General features: G+C 38.4%; 20 protein-coding genes. 10 read left to right on the top strand and 10 right to left on the bottom strand.

Translation table 11 applies throughout. The features are described from left to right. Positions 1-204: 204 nt before the first annotated feature. Complete coding sequence (gene gntR, locus ABE954_RS02370; RefSeq protein ID WP_129466983.1) at positions 205-1,200, bottom strand: gluconate operon transcriptional repressor GntR; 996 nt, start codon at positions 1,198-1,200, stop codon at positions 205-207. A gap of 199 nt (positions 1,201-1,399) precedes the next feature. Between gntR and ABE954_RS02365 the strand changes: the two genes are divergently transcribed. The 8 genes from ABE954_RS02365 to ABE954_RS02330 all read left to right on the top strand — a co-directional run bounded on the left by ABE954_RS02365 (position 1,400) and on the right by ABE954_RS02330 (position 9,782). Beyond that, on the top strand, positions 1,400-2,437 hold the full coding sequence (locus ABE954_RS02365) for an ABC transporter substrate-binding protein (RefSeq protein WP_210814136.1): 1,038 nt from the start codon (positions 1,400-1,402) through the stop codon (positions 2,435-2,437). Beyond that, positions 2,434-3,450, top strand: a complete 1,017-nt coding sequence (locus ABE954_RS02360; protein WP_210814137.1) for an iron ABC transporter permease — start codon at positions 2,434-2,436, stop codon at positions 3,448-3,450. The genes ABE954_RS02365 and ABE954_RS02360 overlap by 4 nt, the downstream gene beginning before the upstream one ends. Continuing rightward, entirely contained in the window at positions 3,447-4,214 is a 768-nt protein-coding gene (locus tag ABE954_RS02355; protein ID WP_048608794.1) for an ABC transporter ATP-binding protein, read from the top strand. Before ABE954_RS02360 ends, ABE954_RS02355 begins: the two co-directional genes overlap by 4 nt. Positions 4,215-4,225: 11 nt before the next feature. Beyond that, a complete protein-coding gene (locus ABE954_RS02350) occupies positions 4,226-5,044 on the top strand; it encodes a class I SAM-dependent methyltransferase (protein ID WP_210814138.1) in 819 nt (272 codons plus the stop codon). After that, positions 5,041-5,886 carry a ModD protein gene (gene modD / locus ABE954_RS02345; protein ID WP_042848502.1) on the top strand — a complete coding sequence of 282 codons (846 nt, stop codon included), beginning with the start codon at positions 5,041-5,043 and terminating at the stop codon, positions 5,884-5,886. The genes ABE954_RS02350 and modD overlap by 4 nt, the downstream gene beginning before the upstream one ends. A gap of 133 nt (positions 5,887-6,019) precedes the next feature. Then, positions 6,020-8,014: a TonB-dependent receptor plug domain-containing protein gene (locus ABE954_RS02340; protein ID WP_371025717.1), complete on the top strand. Its 1,995-nt coding sequence runs from the start codon at positions 6,020-6,022 to the stop codon at positions 8,012-8,014. A gap of 454 nt (positions 8,015-8,468) precedes the next feature. Continuing rightward, the gene (locus tag ABE954_RS02335) at positions 8,469-9,305 is read left to right on the top strand and encodes a transcriptional regulator (protein WP_371025716.1); all 837 of its coding nucleotides are present in this window, start codon (positions 8,469-8,471) and stop codon (positions 9,303-9,305) included. Beyond that, positions 9,306-9,782 carry a FidL-like protein gene (locus ABE954_RS02330; protein WP_129466974.1) on the top strand — a complete coding sequence of 159 codons (477 nt, stop codon included), beginning with the start codon at positions 9,306-9,308 and terminating at the stop codon, positions 9,780-9,782. Positions 9,783-9,852: 70 nt separating this feature from the next. On the opposite strand, the gene ABE954_RS02325 is transcribed toward ABE954_RS02330, so the two are convergent. From ABE954_RS02325 to ABE954_RS02295, 7 genes are all read right to left on the bottom strand, one after another. Further along, a complete protein-coding gene (locus ABE954_RS02325; RefSeq protein WP_042848508.1) occupies positions 9,853-10,710 on the bottom strand; it encodes a hypothetical protein in 858 nt (285 codons plus the stop codon). A 63-nt stretch (positions 10,711-10,773) separates the two neighbouring features. After that, the gene (locus ABE954_RS02320) at positions 10,774-11,313 is read right to left on the bottom strand and encodes a fimbrial protein (protein WP_042848509.1); all 540 of its coding nucleotides are present in this window, start codon (positions 11,311-11,313) and stop codon (positions 10,774-10,776) included. Further along, a complete protein-coding gene (locus ABE954_RS02315) occupies positions 11,313-11,807 on the bottom strand; it encodes a fimbrial protein (RefSeq protein WP_042848511.1) in 495 nt (164 codons plus the stop codon). Before ABE954_RS02315 ends, ABE954_RS02320 begins: the two co-directional genes overlap by 1 nt. Positions 11,808-11,817: 10 nt before the next feature. Next, positions 11,818-12,267 (bottom strand): fimbrial protein, encoded by a 450-nt coding sequence (locus ABE954_RS02310; protein ID WP_226693422.1) that lies wholly within the window; start codon positions 12,265-12,267, stop codon positions 11,818-11,820. A 68-nt stretch (positions 12,268-12,335) separates the two neighbouring features. Then, on the bottom strand, positions 12,336-13,073 hold the full coding sequence (locus ABE954_RS02305; RefSeq protein WP_042848512.1) for a fimbria/pilus periplasmic chaperone: 738 nt from the start codon (positions 13,071-13,073) through the stop codon (positions 12,336-12,338). Positions 13,074-13,107: 34 nt separating this feature from the next. Further along, positions 13,108-15,594 carry a fimbria/pilus outer membrane usher protein gene (locus ABE954_RS02300; RefSeq protein ID WP_129466971.1) on the bottom strand — a complete coding sequence of 829 codons (2,487 nt, stop codon included), beginning with the start codon at positions 15,592-15,594 and terminating at the stop codon, positions 13,108-13,110. A gap of 93 nt (positions 15,595-15,687) precedes the next feature. Then, on the bottom strand, positions 15,688-16,284 hold the full coding sequence (locus tag ABE954_RS02295; protein ID WP_042848515.1) for a fimbrial protein: 597 nt from the start codon (positions 16,282-16,284) through the stop codon (positions 15,688-15,690). Positions 16,285-17,223: 939 nt separating this feature from the next. Here ABE954_RS02295 and zur point away from each other — a divergent pair. Then, positions 17,224-17,739, top strand: coding sequence for a zinc uptake transcriptional repressor Zur (gene zur / locus ABE954_RS02290; protein ID WP_042848516.1), 516 nt, complete (start codon positions 17,224-17,226; stop codon positions 17,737-17,739). Positions 17,740-17,936: 197 nt separating this feature from the next. On the opposite strand, the gene lexA is transcribed toward zur, so the two are convergent. Then, the gene (lexA, locus tag ABE954_RS02285; RefSeq protein ID WP_042848518.1) at positions 17,937-18,554 is read right to left on the bottom strand and encodes a transcriptional repressor LexA; all 618 of its coding nucleotides are present in this window, start codon (positions 18,552-18,554) and stop codon (positions 17,937-17,939) included. A 135-nt stretch (positions 18,555-18,689) separates the two neighbouring features. Next, the gene (locus tag ABE954_RS02280) at positions 18,690-19,064 is read right to left on the bottom strand and encodes a diacylglycerol kinase (protein WP_042848519.1); all 375 of its coding nucleotides are present in this window, start codon (positions 19,062-19,064) and stop codon (positions 18,690-18,692) included. 126 nt (positions 19,065-19,190) lie between these two features. On the opposite strand from ABE954_RS02280, the gene plsB reads away from it, so the two are divergent. Beyond that, positions 19,191-21,692 carry a glycerol-3-phosphate 1-O-acyltransferase PlsB gene (gene plsB, locus ABE954_RS02275; RefSeq protein ID WP_042848520.1) on the top strand — a complete coding sequence of 834 codons (2,502 nt, stop codon included), beginning with the start codon at positions 19,191-19,193 and terminating at the stop codon, positions 21,690-21,692. Positions 21,693-21,695: the final 3 nt, after the last annotated feature.

The raw sequence follows: 21,695 nt of genomic DNA, 5'->3' as shown, positions 1-21,695 counted from the left end.
AGGGTTGGTGAGTGCAGCCAATACTTTTAGTGCATACGCCGAAATTTAGCTTTAAGGCTATATTAAACCACACTATTTCCCTAAATAATTCGAATTAGAGGTAGGCGGCAAGCTGAGGATATCTCAGGGAGCATACATAAGTATGTGACCTGAGTAGCCGAAAGCAGCCAACACCCCTATAATTTGAAGTATGACGGGAAATAATTAGATGCTCTCGCCCGTGAGTAGAGAAAACCCCACATCAAAATGCGTCTCCGTCAGCTTATTCCCTGACATTCTCGCCAGCAACACTTCTGCGGCTTTTCGCCCCATAAGGTCCCTTGGCGTCAAAATACTGGCTAATTTCGGTGTCATGACTTGCCCCACATCGTGACCATGGAACCCCGAGATGGCAAGGTCTTCCGGAATTTGAATACCTAAGCGCTGGCATTCAAAAATAGCGCCTATAGCCAAGTCATCATTAGTACAAAATAAGCCATCGGTATCAGGGTACTTAGCGCGACACTCATGCAATAATTGAGCACCTAGTGAATATGATGAACTGACTTCTGTCATCAGATTACGCGGCTCAAGGTTGGCATCCAACATTGCTTGCTCATAGCCTTTTAAACGAATAAACGTACGCTCATCGTGCCTTGCCCCCAAATACACAATATGACGACAACCGCGTTCGAGCATCGCTTGAGTCATTTGGCGGGAAGCTTCAAAGTTATCAATCCCCACGGCAGTATCTAAACAAGGGGAAACGCTATCCATAATTTCAACCACAGGGATCCCTGAAGTTTTCAGCATGCGAAGCGTCCGTTCCGTATGGGTACGCTCAGCTAAAATCACCCCATCGATATTATAAGAAAGTAACGACATCAGCCGCTCCTCTTCTTTTTCAGGCAAATAGCCATAGTGTGCCAGCATCGTTTGATAACCATGACAGTCAGTGACTGCCTCGATACCTCGGATCACCTCAGCAAAAACTTGGTTGGTCAATGAAGGTAATAGCACCCCAATTGCATGGCTTGTTGCATTTGACAATATATCAGGAGCTTTATTAGGTATATACCCTGATATTTCAACAGCTTGAGCAATTTTTTCACGCAGAGATTCCGAAACTTGCTCTGGGTTTCGTAAAAAACGGCTCACCGTCATTTTTGTCACGCCAACTTGGTCGGCAACATCCTGCAAAGAAGGTCTTTTTTTCTTCATAATTCCAAAGTGATATCCCATTCGTTAACGGTGCTATGTTCTGCGATCTTTTGCTGGATAGCAATCTTTGTTGCTGATTCACATCACATAAACGTCGATTTTTCCTAAGAACGCCATTTTTGTGGTTGACTCTCTATCATGACTCCGTTAATTTTCGCGTTATATAATTATTATCATAACGAATAGATTAAATTTAAATATGGCCATAAATCGTAGGCATTTTATTAAATTGAGTGCCGTTCTCGCTACTTTTTACAGCTTACCGAGTTTTGCACAAACTCGTTATAAAGTTGAACAAGCCCTATTTGGTAAACTCCCCGCGCCAAACAATATTCAACGGGTAATAAGTTCAGGCCCACCTTCAGACTTATTACTGTTTGCACTTGTCCCTGAAAAAATGGTCGGGTTCGCTTCTATCTCCCTAAAAAAAGGGCAAACTGACCTTTTCGCTCCACAGTGGCTTGAATTACCTGTTTATGGTCGTTTAGCGGGTCGTGGTAGCACATTATCCCTTGAACAACTGTTGTCCTATAACCCAGACCTAATTATTGACACTGGAAATATAGACGAAACTTATCGCTCACAAGGAGAGAAAGTCGCCAAACAAACAAATATTCCTTATTTATTAATCTCTGGGGGGCTACAAAACTCACCGCAACAACTCACTCAGCTAGGTGAAATCCTTGGTGCCATTCCACAAGCCCAAAAGCTCAGCCACCTTGCTCAGCGGTACCTAGATGATGCGATTTCATTTGCGAGTAAAAACCGACAAAAACCACTGAGTTTTTACCTTGCACGCGGAGCAAAAGGTTTAGAAACCGGTGCTAAAGGCTCAATTCATACTGAAGCCATTGAAATGCTTGGGTTACATAATGTTGTAGATATTCCTAACTTCCATGGTCTTACCACAGTTTCGATGGAACAACTATATCAATGGAACCCAGATATCATTATAACGCAATATGAAGAAGCCATTGGGTTTATGACGACCTCCCCGTTGTGGAAAGGCTTAAATGCGATTAAAAACAATAAATTACTTATATTCAGTGGAATGCCATTCGGCTGGCTAGATGGGCCTCCAGGCATTAACCGCCTACTCGGCATGAGGCGATTACAAAGCCATTTTGATAAAAATATCGCAATACACATTAAATCCGATATTACCGAATATTTTGAGCTTTTTTATCATTCATCTTTAACGCCGGAGCAAGTTGACTTGCTGATAGAAAAATCATGAATGAACGACTTAATAAAGGCGCAAAACCCTTCATATTAGTTATTATTTTACTTATCAGCTTGGTTATTGCCCTTACAAGTGGTAAGTACTCACTTACTTTAAGTGAGCTTTATCACCTGCTTGTGAACCCACTTTCATCACAAACAACATTGAACGACCTTCGTCATGAAACAGTTTTTTGGCAAATACGCTTCCCTCGTACATTGGCCGCGATTTTAATTGGTGGTGGGCTTTCTATTGCAGGAGCTGCATACCAAGGAATGTTTCGTAACCCCTTAGTTTCCCCTGATATTTTAGGTGTTTCCGCAGGGGCTGGTGTCGGGGCGGTTATCGGGATATTCTTCGGTCAATCACTATTTTATATCCAGCTGTTTGCGTTTATTGGTGGCCTAATTACCGTTGCCTTAGTTTGCTTTATTGCTCACTTAGCAAGGCAACATGACCCAATCCTCTCGCTAGTTCTCGTCGGAGTTGCGGTCAGTGCTATTTGTGGCTCCGCTATCTCTTTAATGAAAATCCTTGCAGACCCCTATACACAACTACCTTCTATCACATTTTGGCTACTTGGTGGCCTATCTTCCATTACGCAAGAAGACTTAATATCCGTCTTGCCACTCATGGTCATTGCTATCATCCCACTATTGCTATTGCGTTGGCGTATGAATTTACTCAGCTTATCGGATGAAGAAGCCAAAAGTCTCGGGGTCAATGTCAGTTTGACACGCGCCATTTTCATTATTTGTGCCACGTTACTCACTGCGAGTGCTGTTTCTATTGCAGGAATTATTGGCTGGATTGGCTTAATTGTTCCGCATATCACCCGAATGATAGTGGGTGCTAACTTTCGTTATCAGCTTCCTGCCTCAATGGCGATTGGGGCAATCTTACTGCTTATTACTGATACACTAGCTCGGACTATTGCAGCAATCGAACTTCCATTAGGGATCTTAACTTCTGCCGTCGGCGCTCCCTTCTTTTTGGCTATATTATTACAAACTAGGCGGGTTAAATGAGTATTATGACCCTAAAAAATGTCGCTATTGGTTATCATCACACTGCAATAATTGATGACATCAATCTTTCTTTGCCTGAAAAAGAAATTACCTGCCTACTAGGAGCCAATGGGTGTGGCAAAACAACGCTAATGAAAACCATCTTAGGTTTGCTGCCCGCGATCAGTGGTGATATTTCACTGAATAACCGCTCTCTAAATTCACTATCACAGCGTGATATCGCGAAAGTAATTGCTTACGTACCTCAAGCACACGATACCCCTTTCACCTTCAACGTATTAGATATGGTAATGATGGGGCTCACCCCGCATATTTCATTATTTTCTGTACCCAGTAATGCCGAAAAAAACTTAGCACTTCAACAATTAGAGCGGCTCAGCATTCCACACCTTGCAACTCGACTGTACAGCACATTGAGCGGGGGGGAAAAACAGTTAGTATTGATAGCAAGAGCCTTGATACAAAGGCCATTACTCTTAATTATGGATGAACCTGCAGCTAGCCTTGATTTTGGTAACCAAATACGCCTACTTGAACAAATTGAAAAGCTTAAATCCCATGGTATGACGATATTGATGTCAACTCACCACCCACAACATGCTGCGGCGGTCGCTGACCATGTTATCTTGCTTGATAAGCAACACAGAGCAAGGCAAGGGATATCAAAAAGTATGTTAACACTTACTAACTTGGCAGCACTTTATAATGTGGATGAGCAAAGTATTGAAGCTCACTTCCAATTTCCATCATCATTTTCTTGTTAAGGTCAGGGATCATGTTAATTAACCAAATTGATTTCGCAAAAATGTACCAGCAACATATGCAGCAGGCACAACGCACCCGTAAAGAACCTGAGCATTGGGATAAAAAAGCCCAACAAATGGCACAAAATTGTGCCAATCCAAATGACCCATATTTGGTTCAGTTTCGTGAGTTAATGGATTTTACTGGGGCTGAAAGCCTACTGGATGTCGGCTGTGGCCCAGGCTCTATTAGCCTGTGTCTCGCCAATCAATTCAAAGAGGTCATTGGTATTGATTACAGTGGTGGCATGCTGGAAATGGCGAAAATTCGTGCAAAAGAGCTCGGCATTTCCAATGCCCACTTTGAAAAATTAGCGTGGGAAGATAACTGGGACACTCTGCCTAAAGTGGATATTGCCGTCGCTTCCCGTTCGACATTAGTGGATGATTTAAAAACCGCGCTGCTAAAACTCAACCGCCAAACAAAACTGCGCGTTTACACCACTCATACTATCAACCCAACCTTTATTGATGAAAATATTATTCGAGAAATTGGTCGCGAAGTAATACGTTTACCAACTTATATTTATGCAGTGAATATCCTACACCAAATGGGTATCAATGCCCGTGTAGACTTTATTAAGAGCCCGAATCAAGGCGGTTTTGATAGCTTTGAAGCCTTTGCCGATAGCGTCAATTGGTCACTAAAAAACATGACGCCGCAAGAAACAGAAGCTCTGTATCACTACTATCATGCACGAACTGCGTCAGGTAAGAAAATTCCTTATCCATCAAGAGATTGGGCGATGGTCTCATGGGATGTTGTCGATGAGGCCGATTTAACATTATGATTTATTTACCTGATGCATTAATCGACCAATTGCTGTTGGATGATATCCAATACGGCGACCTGACCACTCGCGCCTTAGGGCTACACTCCCAACTTGGTGTAATGACATTTTCCTCTAAACACGGCGGCTGTATTAGTGGGCTCCACATCGCCAAACGCATGTTAGAAAAACTCGGTATCCGTTGTGAGTGCCATTTTCAAGATGGCCAACACGTTGAACCTCAAAGTATTCTAATTCGTGCTACTGGGCCTATTGAAGCTCTGCATCAGGGCTGGAAAGCCACACAAAACGTGCTCGAATGGTGTTGTGGTGTGAGTCACTATACTCAGCAAATGGTCAGTATCTTGAAACAATATCAACCTAACGCACAGCTAGCCTGTACGCGAAAAACAATCCCAAACACTAAGCCCCTTGCCTTAACTGCGATTTTGGCGGGGGGCGCTATTGTTCATCGAGCAGGTAGTGCTGAAAGTATCTTGTTATTCACCAACCACCGGCAGTGTCTTGAACAACCAGATGATTGGCATACACATGTAAAAACATTGCGCCAAAACGCCCCCGAAAAACTGATTATTGTTGAGGCCGATGACTACCAACAGGCCGTTTTGGCGATTGAGGCACAGGCCGATATTGTGCAACTGGATAAACTCCCACCTGACCAAATTCAGCAATTACAAAAACTCGTACAGCAGCAACATTCTCCTTGCCAGTTATCGATTGCAGGGGGAATTAATTTAACAACCATTGAAGAGTTTGCCCAAATAGGTGTGCCGTTGCTAGTCACATCAGCTCCCTACTATGCGGCGCCTCGAGACATAAAAGTGAACATTTTTAAACAATAACCGAAAAAGTTCGCATAAAAAAAGCTATTTGCCAAAAACAGCCTACCCCGTAGGCTGCATTAACTTATGGCTAATCACGCATATCGTTATATAAAAAACAATATATCGAAATTAATGAAACGGGAAAGACATAATGAAAATAAAACAAATAACCTATTTGGTTGGGATGGCTTTATTCACAGCGCAAGGGCACGCCGCCTCAGTTAACAGCGAAAAAAATACTGATGTAATGTCAGTTTGGAGTACACCACTTGCTGCGGATGCGAATATCATCACGCAAGAGCAAATGACACAGTTGAATAAAACCAACGTGGCACAAGCATTGAGTACCATGCCAGGGGTTTCTATTCAAAAGTCAGGGAATCGTAACGAAACTCAAGTTAATGTGCGAGGTTTTGATAGCCGCCAAGTCCCTATCTTTTTTGATGGGGTCCCAACGTATGTCCCTTATGACGGCACCCTTGATCTTGGGCGTTTTATGACTAGCGAACTCGCGAGTGTTGAACTCTCTACAGGCTATACCTCATTACTGCAAGGGCCTAACTTGATGGGCGGTGCGATTAACTTAACGACCGCTACACCTAAAAAGCCATTTGAAGCCAATATCAACTTCAACCAAGGCTTTGCCCGCGGTGCAGATAACGCTCACAATATTAGTGCACGCTTAGGTGGCCGTAACGACCTAGGTTTTATCCAAGTTAGCGGTAGCCAATATAAGCAGCGTTTTATGGGAATACCAGATGCAGAAAATAACAATCCATTAGCAGGTAGCAATGGTCGCCGCCCGAATTCAGCCACAGATGATAAACGTATGATGGTAAAAGTCGGTTGGACACCCCGCGAAGCCGACGAGTATGTGATTACTTACCTAAAACAAGATGGTGATAAAAACAGTGCACCGAGCGTTACCAGTAAGAAACAACAAATTTGGCAATGGCCTGCCTATGATAAAGAAAGCATCTACTTTAATAGTACAACTCAAATAACTAATGATATCGCACTACAAAGCCGCCTATATCACGATACCTTTAAGAATACACTCCATCAATATAAGTCTGTGAAAGACTATAAGAAAGGTACTTACAACTACAGTCGTTATGATGACTATAGCAATGGTGCCGATATGCGTGTTGACTTCACGGTGCGTGAATTAGATATGCTTTCATTTGCCGCACACTGGAAAGAAGACATACACCGCGCTAGGTCTAAAAGAGATGTGCCATTCGACCGCTATAAAGATAATACCTATTCCATTGCTACGGAATATCAATGGGTTGCGACTGATAAGCTAGATATTGTCGGCGGTATTGGCTATGACTGGCGCAAAAGTGCTGATAGCAAACGTTATGATTATAAATCAGGCGACTTTAATACCTATGATGGAAATAACCAACATGCATTTAACTGGGAATTGATGGCTCGCTACCACTTAACGAATGAAGATACCATCCAATTTTCTGTGTCAGAAAGAAGCCGTTTCCCAACGCAAAAAGAGCGTTATACAAAAAACAAAATGAAGAGTGATGATTCCTTCGTTATTAACCCTCACCTTGATGCAGAGCGTGCCCTTACCTACAACTTAACCTACAAAGGATATGTCACACCACAATGGACCTACACAACCAGTGTTTACTATAACCACGTTTCGGATGCCATCATGGCACACCATATTGGCAAAAATGCTGATGGCGGTGATTTGCTACAAAACCGCAATAGTGGCAAAGTCGACTACTTTGGCATTGATATAGGAACAACAGGGCAAATCACCGATTGGTTAGAAGCAGGCTTAAGCTACGGCTATATTCATGCTGATCCAAAACACTACAGTGTCAAACATGTCGCCGAGCTACCTACCCACAAAGCCTTTGCTTGGGTGAAATTGACTCCTTACGAACCGTTTAGCATTACGCTTACCGAAGAAGCAAGAAGTTGGGCATTTAACTATGTCGATAATGACAGCAAAGTACGTGGGTTCGCCAAAACTGACCTTCGTTTCGATTATGAATTAGGGAAAGGTATTTCAGTCAACACCTCTGTAAATAATCTATTTGATAAATCCTACGAATACACCAATGGCTATATAGAAGAAGGTCGTAACTATTGGTTAGGTATTGAATATAAATACTAACATTTAATATATTAGGCAGAGATTTAATCCTTTGCCTAATATAAATTGCATTAGAGTTTAAATTATAGCATAAGTAAAACCTCAAAAACTAAGTATATTTACTTACTGCAAATCCCAAATAATGAAATTATTTCTAATGCCATCAACTCTATAGGTTTATATATTTTTTTTACAACATAGATGATTTAAATTAAGACTTAAATCTCACCAAAATAAAAAAATTCAGCGTTAAATAACGATAATCAGTTCAATTCAATAAATTTGTTAACAAACCACAAAAATGCTCACCCCACAATACTTGAAGTTAATTGATTCCCTATTTAGACTATAAGAACAAAAATAAAAACTCAAAAAATCACTTACCTCAAATTAATTAAAGATAACTTTAAATAATTATATTTTTTATAACTTAATGCTGTTTAAGCCTTTAATTTAGAGAGAACAGAAAGTATTTATGAATAATTTACATGGTTACACCATTGATGATAAATATATTTTCGAGGAAAACTCAAGTTTAATTTTCTTAAAACTTGATCGCAGTCAATATATTGAGTTATCAAAAACAGCATCTCGATTGTTCGGTGAGATTATTTCATTAAATCTGAAAAAAGGAATCGCAACACGAGATGAACTTCTTACTAATGTGTGGGAAGAGTACGGTCTTGTAGGTTCAAATAATAATTTAAACACTTACATCAGTGAAATAAGAAAAAAGCTTGAGCAGATTGGTATTGATCCTAAATCAATCGTGACGGTACCTAAAAAAGGGTTCCGCCTTGATAGTCATATTTCTATCCACGAAAATGAAATTATCGATAAAGATTTAGATAAGCAAGAAACTGAAATAAAATTTGGTCCAACTCCAGTCAATAAGCAAAAAATAATCACAGTACAAAATCATCAAGTTAAAAGTTCACAAATAAATAAAAAACCTATCAAATTGATATTACTAGCAATATCAACGTTAACAGTTTGTTACTTAGCCTATCTATTTATTTATAACTTAACACCTAAAGCTAATGCTACAAGTAGTTATTTAACTTTAAGTGCTCGGGAAAACTGTGTTATACAGACCCCCCTAGGCATGATAGGAAAGGTTTCAAATGAAAACATAAGCTTTATACAAGCCAGACTCGATAAATATAATATCTCCTGTAATGAACCAAAACGTATTATTCTTTTATCTAATTTAAACAGAACATATTCATTTGATAAAAATTTTTCCCTTAGTATCTGCAAAGAAATTAATAATAAATATGATTGTGTATCAATAAACGATCAGAGAATTTAAATGAAAAAATATATTATTGCCTCTATTCTTCTAGTCTCCACTGCATCAATCACTTCATATACCTTGAAACAAAAACAAAATGAGATAAAAATATGCCACTCTGAAATTGTTTGGATTAAAGATAATGGAACTCAAGATGGATTGAATATGAAATCAAAAGTTGCCATCCAATTAGATCAAGATAATCATGGCCGAATGAATTTATACGGTTATATTAAAAATAATGAGGTAACCTATCGTTTAGATAGAGCCGTTTACTTTGATTATCACGCCGTTGATTATAAAAATAATTATGTTATTAACTTTAAAACTTTGTCTATTACATCATCCGATAGTACACCCGAGTCCATTTTTTCCAAGTTCATTCAGTTAGAAAAAGATAAAATAAAATACTATGTCAATATTACTAAAATGGATGATAACATTTATATATTAAATGATGAAAGCTACTCTTCCTTTACCTGTAATATCAAGTAAAAAAAAGCCTACTAAATAGTAGGCAAAACCGTCAACATGGGAAAATGACGAATACAAAATATAGTTTAAATTATGGTATAGTAAGAACCAGTGTAATGCGGCCACTAAACTTCCCTGGAATAACAGTACCATTTGTTTTCAAAGTCGACTCTACACGCACAGGCCAAACTTTATTCTCTTGAACCGACTGTACAATTCCAATCGCTGCGGAACGGTTATTTAATGTAACATGTGATTTTAATGAACCATCTGGTCTTAAATTTACATCATCATATTGTAAGTTTGATGAGACTTTCACACTCATATCTTGGTTACAAATAACATAAAATAAGCTTGTTTGCATGTTGCCATTTAATTCATTAGCGTTTAATGACCCATGATTGAGTTCAAGTATACCTCCGTTACCATCAGGAGAAGTAAAGTAACATTTACCTGCTGGTGGCGGAGCAATACCACAAATTCCCCCAGGTAACATTGTTGCATAGCTTTTTTTCGCAGTTTCTCCTACAAAAATCCCCACACATTCATCAGTAGTGATCGAACCACTATGGCGGCTCTCTCCTCTACGAGGGAATGTCAACCCACACTGTGATTGTGCTGCTTCAATTATCGAAGCCATAGTAGGATAATTAGCAAAATTAATCCCACATGACCAATCAGCTCGGGAAGCTATTCCCCCTTTAGTTTTTCCTGAATGCAAATGGTTTATACTAAAATAACAATTCTTAGCCCCTTTGCTACCTAATACGGAAACACAAGGATTCGGCTCCGTAGGTGAGTTTGCTTTCCAATAATCCATCTGATAGTAATAGGTATATCCATTTCCTTTTACTATATCTTCCACATATGAAAAATATGTTGAACCATAGCTTATTGATGTAATTAAAAAAAGAGGTATAAATAGTAATTGCTGTATTCTTTTTCCCATTTTAAATCTCTTTATAGTTGAATTAGAGGTTATTTCTATAAAAGTAGGCGTCTGAAAATAGAATTACTCATACTCAAATAAAAACGTAGCGATTGCCGAAATATGCCCGGTTTTAATTTGCTGGTTAGCAATAGAATCAGGTGTCGCTTTGAGAAAAGTATCAAACTTCAACTCATTTTTTCCTGACTGAGTAATAGGAATTAATGGAGAAACCTGATTGATTTTAATTTCCTCACCACTACTGAGCTTAAAACCAATGCCTAAGCCTGGATTAGATTCTGCACCTGTCAGGGCGATAAAACCTGGCATCTGACCATGTTCAGCCCCAGAAATTTTTACTTTCATTCTCTTTGCAATACTGAGATCACAATTAGATAGAGTAAGCGTCATTTCACGTCGCGGTAATTGATATGTTGGGTCATAAATATCCAGTAAACGGATATCACCAAAATCCACCTCAACATTCTTATTTTCAGGCAAAACCACACAAGGTGAGTTAACCAACCTTCCTTTTATTTTGACATTATTTGTTGCTGCTACAACAATATGGCTAGCTGTAAAGCTAAAAAATCCGATTAATAATAGCTGGTTGATTTTTTTCATTACTCGTACTCCACAACCATCGTTGCATTGGCAACAAAATCACCTGTTTTTATTTCATTATTTCCATTACGTATTAAAACAGCCCATAAAACGCCAGGAGAACTTGGGTCAATCAAATACTTTTTTCCAAGCTCTAAATCTTGGTCTGCTAATTGAAACTTAACAGCAAGATTATCGACCCCTGTACTTATTCCATTAAGGTCAAAAGCGCTTTTCGCACCATTTAATTTTAAGTACATGGCCCAATTATTTTTATTGTCACCGCATTGAATTTGGTAATTTACTTGTTTTTTCTGATCATTACCTTGTATCGATTTAACTGAAATAGTCTCGAAATCTACTTCAATATCTTTGCCATCATCAATGTGGCATGGTGGTGGCGTGATTAAATTACCTTTTATACTGATTTCAGTCTCATAATCCTTTGCATTTGAAACAAAAGGCAATGAGACCATCAATAAGACTGCACTCATAATCATTTTTACATTCAACATGTTTCAGTCCTTATTGATATTCCACTTTCAATGTTGCTGTCGCTGTAAAACTCTTTGCAGGAAGGTCTGTTCCACTTTTTTTAACTAATATCGCATCAAGCTTTGCAGGATTTGCAAAATTAAAAGAACGTTTACTTCTAAGTGGAAAATCTTTTGAATCTGCTGTAAAACGCACAGCCAAATTTCCAACGCTTGTTTTTAATAACCCCTGATCAAATGAAGATGAGAGTCCATCAATAAATATGTTTAATTTAGGTTTAATTCCATCCTTACAACTCACCGTATACTCTATGGGCTCTTTGTAAACTTCATCTTGAACACGAGTCGTCATAACATCGCCAAAATCTATTTCGATGGTTTGTCCATTATTGATTGTGCAAGGTTTGGATAAAACTTCACCTTTAATATCAATATATAAGAATCCTGAAAATCCAAATACATTTGATATATTAAAAGTCATTAAAACCCCCAATATCCGCATTACATTTTTTCTGGATATCATAAAATTAATGGACATAATCATTAGCCTTATTTTCTAGGTACTACGGAACATTCTGTTGCTTGACAACTAAATTTCAAATCAACCGCACCACCAAAATCATTAAGATAAACTAAGGTTGGCATAGAGCCTAAGCCTCCAGAAACCTTACCTAAACTGGATTCATCAAAAGGGGCTATCATGACCGGCTCAAAATTTGTAACGTCTGTATTACCTTTTTTCAATTTAGTAATTGATAAAAAATAAGGTGATGGGTTTTTTACTAAATAATCAGCACCACGCTTAACAATTTTTATATTATTTTCTTGTGGAATAAATTCCATACGCTCTTTTATCATTATCGTTATCGGTCGATAAAAAATCTTAATTTTTGTTTGTAATGCAATTTGTAGGACATTGGCCTTTTCGCTACGTGGTGGAATTTCCCTTACATTCAAATAATAGATACTTTCCCTGTCCTTTGGTAACTGAGAAATAGCCGGCAAAGATTGGATTTTAATTTGACTTTTAGAATTTGCTTCTATTCTATGAACCGGCGGAGTCACAATAAAAGGCGATGTAACTTTCTCATTATTATCATTTTCTATCCATGCTTGTGCTAAGTATGGGCTTGTTGAGTGTTCATTTGTAAGCCCCATACTCACCGATTTATCATTTTCATTATAAATAACACGAGTTCTATCAAGCGCAATAGCCGCATAAGCCGATTGCATTAATAAAAACAAACTCATTACTGTTACTATTTTAGCATTTAGACTTATATTCATATTTTCACCGTTGACGTTAATACATTACTTATAATTATTTGCATGGTAATAATATTATTTTTTCCATGCCAATTTCTATTTTTTCAGGTATTTGAATATGACATGATGATTTATCACCCCATTTAACTTTAAGGATATCTGATTGATTAATACCTGCTAAATAAACAAACCCATTATCTGATACAATTCCAACTTCAATATTTTTCTCATTGATAACGGATGATCCAAAAGGTGGATAACTATTATTTTCTAAACTGATAGTTCCTAATATTTTTTCACCTTTAATCACATTGAATTTCCGATAACCAATCGCCCCCTCAGTTAAGGTTGCATATTGGTTTGAATCCAATGCTTCGGCATTATCCGGTATGCTATTTATATCAATCCGTAAATTATTACGGTTGAAATCCATGATACTCGTGATAACAGCCTTACCATAACGATTTGTTTTAATGGGTGTTACTCCAGTTCGAACAGGGATCCCCTCAATACCATTCGTATCGATTAAGACTCTTGACCCTCCATTTATTGAGGTATTACGATGCAATGCTCCACCTTCTGGAGTAACTGTTAGCCCACCTTTTAGTTGCATAGATAATGCAGTTTGATTGTCCTGAGTGTACGTTCCATTGATATTAACTTGTGCTGCATCACCATCATAGTTATACATACCTGATGTCGTTACTTTATTTTTATCCCACGTTCCCGCAGAAATAGAATATGTGCTTCGCTCATTAATACGGTCATAGTAATTGACATTATGACTACTATTACTAGAAAATGAGCCTGAATAACTAATACTTGCTTGATTATCATTTAATGGCACATTTAAATTTAAATAAACGCCATTATCATCATTTTGATGAGATTTGGTTTTATATGCAGTTAAACTTAAGCTTAAATTTTTTATTTTCCCTATATCAAAATAATTAGAAACCGTTAGGTTATATTGGTCAGTTGAAGAACGGTTCCAATAAGTTTGATGCGAGTAATTTAAATACATATTTGTATTATATTCAGGAAACGCCGTGCCAAATATAATGGTATATAATTCTTTACCACTATCCATCGTGCTATCATTATAACGCCTATCAATAAATTGACTCATATTCATATAGTTTCTTTCAGAAAATCGATAGCCTGCAAATGTAATTTGGCTATTGATATCATCGAACTGTTTAGAATATGTTAAATTATAGGAGTTCCCTGTCAAAGTACGATGATTATCCGCTCTTCCCATCTCCGCTCTAGATACACTAATATTACCTGAAAGCACACCAAATGGAGCGAAATCACGCCCTATCCCTAACGCAATATTTTGATATTCTGAAGAACCTAAAACCCCACCATAAACAGTCGTGTTATTTGTTGCTCCCCACGATAAAGAACCTAAACTAAATACAGGCCCTTGAGTACTATGCTCATTTTTACTTGGCTTACCCAAAACAAGTTTATAAATAAGTTGCCCTGGTCGCGTTAATGTTCCCAACCTCGAAGTTTCAACTTTATAATTTGTGACATTACCATCCTGTTCTTGAACAGAGACGTCTAATGTCCCTCCTCCAAAAGAGTTAACATCCTGAATTCTAAATGGACCAGGGCTTACTTCTGTCTGGTAAATAATTCGGCCATCTTGTTTAACAATCACCGTTGCATTTGATTTTGCAACTCCCGCAATTTCAGGGGCATACCCCTGTAAACGAGGTGGAAGCATAGATTCATTAGTTTCTAAGCTCGCTCCCACATAACGTATGCTATCGAATAATTCAGAAGATAAATATTGCTCACCAAATGTTAAGCGTGAATTTAACGCTCGAATTGCGCGATACAGGTAAAGTTGGTTCCATGACCATGATTGGCCACCTTTATTTAACTCACCCTTTTGAGTCTGCCAGTCTGCTCTAACGCGCCATGCACCGATATTTGTCCCCATGGTTCCTGTCGCAGTAATACCAGACTCAGTCCCTTTATCACCAGTACGCTTATTAACAATACGCCCAGTTGCATTGTAATCAATAAACGCACCTAAAATACCATCATCCCAACGAGATGGAGGATCCCAATTAGGGTCTTGATACTCCATAAATGCTTGAGGAATATTTATATCGACATTATTTTTTGCTAAGTCACCCTGAATACTCATATCAGGAATAGAACGAATATCTAAGCATTGGTCATTATGCAACCACGTTACTTTTTTACTCCAATTACTTTGTAAACCGAGTTGCTTATAAAGCTCTGGTGTAATACATGCAAGAGATATTTTATCGTCATAATCAGGTGTAAAAAAAATAATAGGTTGCTCCATAGAAATTTTAACTCTATTAACAGATACCGCTAATGAGTAATTTCCAGGAGGAATATAATTTGCGTGAGAGAATTTACTGAAGTCGACATTTTCAGTGCTGTCTGTTTCAAGAAAGTCCGTGTTAAAATCAATAGCCTCTTCGGAAAATACAAACATCGGCGTTAATATTAAAAGCATTAATTTTGTAATTAAATTGAGTCTTATGCTTTTCATTTAATTATGCGCCTATCAAACAAAGTAAAAAGGTATAGAAACATATGGCCTTCCATACGCCACATGTTTCTATTTATCTAACTCAAATAAGTCTTATTGATATACGATTTTGAAGTTAGCAACAGTATTGAAACTACCCGTTGTTGCTTTAGCGTTAGCATCTTCATTACCTTTAACATATGCTGCAAAATGTAGGGTTGTTTCTTTGCCATCTCCTGCATTTAACGCATAACCGTCACCAGTACCTGGGAATGCTTTACCAAATTCAACAACTTTGTCTGCACCGTTAGTAATTACGATACCTGCGTTTTTAACTTTTCCGCCTAAACCAAGTAATTCACCTGTAAAGCCTTGGAATCCAGAGATTGTTGGACCAGTAAACGTGATTTTTGCGTTTTTGTAAGTTTCAGTTGAACAATTTTTCAATACGATATCGAAATCTTTGCTGTCTGAACGATATTGGTTTGATGTCAGTTCATGTAATGCGATTTCACCAAACTCAACTAGTTGTTTTAGGTTATTTGCATCAATTGAACATGGAACATCGTTAATGAAACCAGTGAAACGGATTTCACCTTGTGAGCTTTCTACTGTTTTTGCTGGAACGACAGGATCTTCAGCTAATGCAGCTCCAGAGAAACCAATCCCAAAACCAATAGCTAGAGTTAATGCTAATTTATTCAATTTCATAAACATTTCCTTAAATAAGTAGGAAGGATTTTCCTCTTTCTGATTTTTATTGATAATTTGCGCTTATCAGTAAAGTTTTTCAGCACTCCAGCTTTATAAACTTCTTTCAGATTAGAGGGTTATATATAAATAAGGTCCTTCTCATTTATCATCTTTTTTAAAAACGTAAATCCATTACACTAGTTTTCTTGCTTTTTAATTAACAACTCAATTTTCGCTGTAACTTTTAAAAATTGACGTAGAAAACTAAATGAATATTTATACATACGCTTCAATTCTTTCTGATGTCAATTCTACAATCTCAATATATATTGTCAAAAATAACACTTAAGATGAGTTTATACAGAACAATAACCCTATACTTACTTAAATATAAAATAAAAAACCAAAATAACTCATTTATATATAAATCAAATATGTCATTTAGGAAAATTTATATAAAACCTTCACTTTCTATTTATAAGATTTTCAAAATATTTCATAATAAACAAAATTAGCCACTAAAATATAAAACTATACAGCAGAGAAAATTAATATATTTAATCTATAAATAGTAACTTAATTGAACAAAATCCAAGGGAAAAAAATTTTATCACTCATTTATAGGAAAAATAAAATTTCAGATAAGATAAATCTTAATTAAAATTTATATCAAAAGGTAACACTTAGTTTCAAAGAATTTTTTTAGACTAGTTACTCTTTTAAAAATTAAATGTTTAATTTTTGTTATTTATATATTGATAATGCTGTATATAAAAAATATCTTCTTTATCTCCTTCATGAGTTATAAATTTTATTTTTCATTTTTTATCTAACAAAGCATAGCTAGATAGCTGTCTTCATCCTTTCACTTTTTCTTTTCAAGCTATTTCAGTCAGAAAACTATGATAAACTTGTTACCATAGTTGATACTTTGTTTTCGAAGTTGGGGTCAGTAAAATGAAAAAAATGAATGAAGATAAGATACTGGTAATGGCAGAACGCATTTGCCAGTCAAGAGGCGTTAGATTGACTCCACAGAGAGAAACTGTATTACGCCTTATCGCGCAACAACACGGTGCTATCAGTGCCTACGATTTATTAGACTTATTACGTGAAGTTGAACCACAAGCAAAGCCCCCTACCGTTTATCGTGGGCTTGAGTTTTTAATGGAACAAGGCTTTATTCATAAAATAGAGTCAACCAACAGTTATGTCGTTTGTCACCACTTTGATAACCCTAGCCATATTTCAGTGATGTTAATTTGTGACCACTGCGGTAGCGTAACTGAAAGTGATTGCACAACCATTGAAGCCGCTATTATCAGCCTAGCGGAAACCAACCAGTTCCGTTTGCGTCATACTGTGGTTGAAAACCATGGCTTATGTAAAAACTGTGATGAGATTGATAGCTGCCAAGATCACGCACATTGCCACCATGACCATCAACAGCCTATTACTACAAAGAAAAAGTAATAAATAGAAGTGGTAGAGTTAACGGTGTTGCTTATATAAGAAAAGAATATTCGATGAGATGCAAAGAAAAGAGACAAAAGAAAAGGAACAAGTAAAGCAGGCAGATCTCTACACATCAATTTGAAATCTGCCAGCAATCATTGAATTATCAAACAAGCAGCGTCAACTTACCGCTTACCAACCTGATAATTTAAGAATTAATACCAATCACTATTGCGGATCACGCCAACCGCTAAACCTTCAATTGTGAAGCTTTGTTCGCGTAAATCGACAATAATTGGTGCAAATTCAGGATTTTCAGCAATTAACTCAACACGATTACCTTGCTGTTTAAAGCGTTTAACAGTCACTTCATCATCAATACGCGCAACAATCACTTGGCCATTGTGTGCATTTTGTGTTTTATGAACCGCTAGTAGGTCACCATCCATAATACCGATGTCTTTCATCGACATACCATTCACACGTAATAGAAAATCTGCGTGAGGTTTGAAGAGTTCTGGATCAACTTGATAGTGACTTTCGATATGTTCTTGCGCTAATAAAGGTTCGCCAGCGGCAACACGCCCAATCAAAGGTAGCCCTTGATCATCAGCTTCTTCTTCAAGAAGCAAGCGGATACCCCGTGATGCCCCAGAAACAATTTCAATTACACCCTTGCGAGCCAAGGCTTTTAAATGTTCTTCTGCCGCATTAGGCGAACGAAAACCCAGGCTTGCTGCTATTTCAGCACGTGTAGGAGGCATACCCGTCTGCGAAATGTGATCACGCACCAGATCATAAACCTGCTGTTGTCGAGCCGTCAGTGCTTTCATTCCGTTCCCCTGTTTGTTTATACAGTCAGACTGTGAGTATATACAGGTAAATGAAGATTTGGAACAGTTAAATTGCTGAATTTAGGCATTTGTTATCGATTGACTTCTTTTTCGACTTTAAACTGTTTTTATTAACTAGCTGGCAAAATAACGTTGCCATAAAACCAGAGCCCAAATAAAAAGTGCTAAACCAATACTGACAAACACTGCGGCAGAGCCTATATCTTTCGCGCGGCCTGAAAGCTCATGGTATTCACTACCAATACGGTCAACAACAGCTTCTACGGCACTATTTAATAGCTCAACAATCGCCACCAGCACCACTGAACTAATTAACAGTATTCTATCTATATAACTGATATCTAAGAAAAAGGCGATAATAATCGCAATTACTGCTGCAACAGATTCTTGACGAAATGCCGCTTCGTTTACCCAAGCGGCTTTTAGCCCTTTAAGGGAATATCCCGCGGCTTTAATTACACGGGTAAAGCCCTTAGTTTGACTTGCCATATTTATTCCTTAAAAAATACAAACAATAATCGATTTTTACGGTCAAAGTGAATTGTCAGTAACAGATCTGCCAGTAGATTTCTGGTATGATTGCGCAGCATTGTTAACAAGAGGCTATAATCATTTATGTCACTATGGCGTAAAATATATTACAACACGTTGAATTTACCACTTAAATTATTGGTAAAAAGTAAACTAATTCCATCGGACCCCATTGCAGAGTTGCAGCTTGATACTAACAGGCCAACACTGTATGTATTGCCTTACCACTCTAAGTCCGACCTCCTAACGCTACGGCATCAATGCTTGGCTATCGGTTTACCTGACCCTTTGGTTGATAACGACATCAATGGCACTAAGCTCCCTGCTTATGTGTTTATCGATGATGGCCCTCGCGTATTTCGCTATTATTCACCGGACCCGCGTAAAGATTCCGTCAAAACATTCCATGCTTATTTAGATTTGCACAAAAACAACCCTAATCTAGATATTCAAATGTTACCCGCGTCTGTAATGTTCGGGCGCTCTCCTGGTCGTGAAGGGCATACCCCTGCACCACCACTGAAACTATTAAATGGGGTGCAAAAGTTTTTTGCTATCCTGTGGTTAGGTCGTGACAGTTTTGTTCGCCTATCGCCACCCGTTTCTATTGGAAAAATGGCTCAGGACCACGGTACTGACACCATTATTGCCAATAAACTGGCACGTGTCGCCCGTATTCACTATTCACGCCAGCGCCTTGCTGCGGTTGGCCCGAAACTGCCGGCACGCTATGAACTATTCAATAAGCTTCTGACCTCAAAAGCAATTGAAAAAGCCGTCGAAGACGAAGCACGCAGTAAAAAAATTCCATTGAAAAAAGCGCAGCAAAACGCAGTGAATATGATGGAAGAAATTGCTGCGAACTTCTCCTATGAAGCCGTGCGTTTAACTGACCGTGTGCTCAGTTGGACATGGAACCGCCTCTATCAAGGTATTAACGTGCAGCATGCTGAGCGCGTTCGCCAATTAGCGCAAGATGGTCATGAAATTGTGTATGTGCCCTCCCACCGAAGTCACATGGACTACTTACTGCTCTCCTATGTTCTTTACCATCAAGGTCTCGTTCCACCGCACATTGCTGCTGGTATTAACCTAAACTTCTGGCCTGCCGGTCCGATTTTTCGCCGTCTTGGCGCATTTTTTATCCGCCGTACTTTTAAAGGCAACAAATTGTATTCCACGGTTTTCCGTGAATATTTAAGTGAACTGTTTGCTCGTGGTTACTCTATCGAGTATTTCGTTGAAGGTGGGCGCTCCCGAACAGGCCGTTTATTGCAGCCCAAAACCGGGACACTATCAATGACGCTGCAAGCCATGCTACGTGGCGACTCACGCCCTATTACTATTGTGCCTATCTATATTGGCTATGAACACGTAATGGAGGTAGGGACCTACGCAAAAGAACTGCGCGGGGCAGAAAAAGAGAAAGAAGGTTTATTTTCCATGATCCGCGGGTTGCGCAAACTGCGTAACTTAGGTCAAGGGTATGTGAACTTTGGTCAGCCAATTTCTCTTTCTCATTATCTGAACCAGCGTGTCCCAGATTGGCGTGACTCAATTGATCCAATTGAGCCACAGCGCCCATCGTGGCTAAACCCAACAGTTAGCTCGTTAGCGGATAACATTATGGTAAATATCAATAATGCTGCCGCCGCTAACGCGATAAATTTATGTGCAACGGCTTTACTGGCCTCACGCCAACGTTCATTAACACGTGAACAACTCATTGAGCAAGTGGAATGTTACCTGCAATTATTACGTAATGTGCCGTATACGCCTGATGCGACAACGCCTAATAAAACGCCGGAACAACTGCTCGAACATGCATTGCAGATGGATAAATTCGAGGTAGAAAAAGACAGCATGGGGGATATTATTATTCTTCCTCGCGAAAATGCCGTTTTAATGACCTACTACCGTAACAATATCCATCACTTACTGGTACTACCGTCATTAATAACCAGTATTGTGCTGCATCATGAACGCATCAGCCGTCAAGAAATTTACTATCAAGTGAGCCAAATCTACCCGTTCCTAAAAGCAGAATTGTTTATGCGTTATAACGATGAACAGCTGCGTGAAACGGTAGATACTCTAATTGATGAACTAAATAATCAAAAGCTTATCTGCTTAAGAGACGACGATATGGTAGTGTTGAACCCACGCCGTATTCGCCCATTACAGCTCTTAGCTGCAGGTGTCCGTGAAACACTACAGCGCTACGCAATCACGCTGTCATTACTCAATGCCAGCCCTGAAATCAGCCGTAATACGTTGGAAAAAGAAAGCCGTATCCTTGCTCAACGCCTTTCTGTGCTGCACGGTATTAACGCCCCTGAGTTCTTTGATAAAGCAGTGTTTTCAACTCTCGTTGAAACGCTTAGAGAAGAAGGCTATATCGATAATAATGAAAACGATATTTTTACCACTAACGCCAAGAAGCTGTATGCAGTCCTTGTGCGCTTAATGTCCCCAGAAATTCGTTTAACCATTGAAAGTGTTAGCCAAGCTGATGAATTTTCAGAAGAAAAGAAAGAAGCAATACCCGAGGTAACGGCACAAACTACTGAGCCAGAAAAAGACTAGTTC

The sequence above is a fragment of the Providencia sp. TYF-12 genome (assembly GCF_041344805.1).
GTDB classification, from domain to species: Bacteria; Pseudomonadota; Gammaproteobacteria; order Enterobacterales; family Enterobacteriaceae; genus Providencia; species Providencia huashanensis.
Note: the sequence above shows the minus strand (reverse complement) of the source record. Positions and strands in the feature narration are given on the sequence as shown.

Coding starts and splice junctions, on each gene's coding strand:
- plsB (WP_042848520.1), top strand. CDS start 19,191: ATGTCACTATGGCGTAAAATATATTACAACACGTTGAATTTACCACTT.
- ABE954_RS02295 (WP_042848515.1), bottom strand. CDS start 16,284: ATGAAATTGAATAAATTAGCATTAACTCTAGCTATTGGTTTTGGGATT.
- ABE954_RS02330 (WP_129466974.1), top strand. CDS start 9,306: ATGAAAAAATATATTATTGCCTCTATTCTTCTAGTCTCCACTGCATCA.
- ABE954_RS02305 (WP_042848512.1), bottom strand. CDS start 13,073: ATGAATATAAGTCTAAATGCTAAAATAGTAACAGTAATGAGTTTGTTT.
- ABE954_RS02360 (WP_210814137.1), top strand. CDS start 2,434: ATGAATGAACGACTTAATAAAGGCGCAAAACCCTTCATATTAGTTATT.
- ABE954_RS02280 (WP_042848519.1), bottom strand. CDS start 19,064: ATGGCAAGTCAAACTAAGGGCTTTACCCGTGTAATTAAAGCCGCGGGA.
- ABE954_RS02365 (WP_210814136.1), top strand. CDS start 1,400: ATGGCCATAAATCGTAGGCATTTTATTAAATTGAGTGCCGTTCTCGCT.
- ABE954_RS02300 (WP_129466971.1), bottom strand. CDS start 15,594: ATGAAAAGCATAAGACTCAATTTAATTACAAAATTAATGCTTTTAATA.
- gntR (WP_129466983.1), bottom strand. CDS start 1,200: ATGAAGAAAAAAAGACCTTCTTTGCAGGATGTTGCCGACCAAGTTGGC.
- lexA (WP_042848518.1), bottom strand. CDS start 18,554: ATGAAAGCACTGACGGCTCGACAACAGCAGGTTTATGATCTGGTGCGT.
- ABE954_RS02325 (WP_042848508.1), bottom strand. CDS start 10,710: ATGGGAAAAAGAATACAGCAATTACTATTTATACCTCTTTTTTTAATT.
- ABE954_RS02335 (WP_371025716.1), top strand. CDS start 8,469: ATGAATAATTTACATGGTTACACCATTGATGATAAATATATTTTCGAG.
- ABE954_RS02310 (WP_226693422.1), bottom strand. CDS start 12,267: ATGACTTTTAATATATCAAATGTATTTGGATTTTCAGGATTCTTATAT.
- ABE954_RS02350 (WP_210814138.1), top strand. CDS start 4,226: ATGTTAATTAACCAAATTGATTTCGCAAAAATGTACCAGCAACATATG.
- modD (WP_042848502.1), top strand. CDS start 5,041: ATGATTTATTTACCTGATGCATTAATCGACCAATTGCTGTTGGATGAT.
- ABE954_RS02315 (WP_042848511.1), bottom strand. CDS start 11,807: ATGTTGAATGTAAAAATGATTATGAGTGCAGTCTTATTGATGGTCTCA.
- ABE954_RS02355 (WP_048608794.1), top strand. CDS start 3,447: ATGAGTATTATGACCCTAAAAAATGTCGCTATTGGTTATCATCACACT.
- ABE954_RS02320 (WP_042848509.1), bottom strand. CDS start 11,313: ATGAAAAAAATCAACCAGCTATTATTAATCGGATTTTTTAGCTTTACA.
- zur (WP_042848516.1), top strand. CDS start 17,224: ATGAAAAAAATGAATGAAGATAAGATACTGGTAATGGCAGAACGCATT.
- ABE954_RS02340 (WP_371025717.1), top strand. CDS start 6,020: ATGAAAATAAAACAAATAACCTATTTGGTTGGGATGGCTTTATTCACA.